The sequence below is a fragment of the Streptomyces milbemycinicus genome, from assembly GCF_002154605.1.
Taxonomy (GTDB): Bacteria; Actinomycetota; Actinomycetes; order Streptomycetales; family Streptomycetaceae; genus Streptomyces; species Streptomyces milbemycinicus.
Genome location: NZ_MUNE01001262.1, coordinates 1 through 1,026, shown reverse-complemented (window position 1 = coordinate 1,026; position 1,026 = coordinate 1). Strand labels below are relative to the sequence as shown.

At 77.7% G+C, this 1,026-nt stretch carries 1 protein-coding gene; it reads left to right on the top strand.

Translation table 11 applies throughout. From position 1 onward, the window contains the following. Nucleotides 1-197: 197 nt before the first annotated feature. Nucleotides 198-1,026, top strand: an 829-nt coding sequence (locus CCN51_RS52515; RefSeq protein WP_245881914.1) for a four-carbon acid sugar kinase family protein, incomplete at its 3' end; no start/stop codon positions are given.

Sequence of the window (1,026 nt, the reverse complement as noted above, 5' to 3'; positions counted from 1 at the left end):
GGCCCTACTGCCGGACGGTCTTAGTGTCGCGGCGTCACCGTGACATGGATGCGCGTTTCACGCAATACCCCTCGCACACTTCGCGCAGGGTGTGTCATCATCGAGACCGTCGGGGCGGCGCCTGCCGCCGTCTCCCGCCGTCCCCGCAGTTCCGCGCCGTTCTTCTGCGCTGTCCCTGGTCGTTCGAGGAGGTACCGGTGGAACCGACGCCCAGCAGGCGGCTGCTCGCCGTCGCGGACGACCTGTCCGGCGCGGCCGAGACGGCCGCCGGGCTTGAATCGCGCACAACGCGCAGTCGGGTGGTGCTCGTTGGGGGCTCGGCCGCCCCGCGCCACCCGGGCGAGGCGACCGTACTGGACCTCGACTCGCGCCATCTGCCCGCCGCCGACGCGGCCGAGGCGGTCCGCGCCGCGCTGGCCCTGCCGCCCCCGGGCGACACCCTGGTACTGAAGAAGATCGACTCGCTGCTGCGCGGCAATGTGGCCGCCGAGGTGGCCGCCCTCGCCGCGGACGGCGCGGGCGTGGTCGTCGCGCCCGCGCTGCCCGCCGCCGGACGCACGGTGCGCGCGGGCGTCGTCCACCTCGGCACCACCCCGCTGCACCACAGCGAGGCCTGGCGCGCCGAGCCGGTGCCCCCGCCGCACTCGGTGGCCGCCGCGCTCGGCCCGGCCCGCACCGCGCTCGTCCCGCTCACCGCCGTACGGGGCTCCCGGCGCACCCTGCTGACCGCGCTGCGGGCCGCCCTGGCCGAGGGGCGGGTGGCCATCTGCGACGCGGAGACCGACGCCGACCTGGACGCGATCGTCGAGGCCGCGCTGGCCGACGGCCCGTCCGGCCCGCCCGGCCCGTCGGCCAGCGCGGCCTCGACGATCGCGTCCAGGTCGGCGTCGGTCTCCGCGTCGCAGATGGCCACCCGCCCCTCGGCCAGGGCGGCCCGCAGCGCGGTCAGCAGGGTGCGCCGGGAGCCCCGTACGGCGGTGAGCGGGACGAGCGCGGTGCGGGCCGGGCCCAGCGCGGCGGCCACCG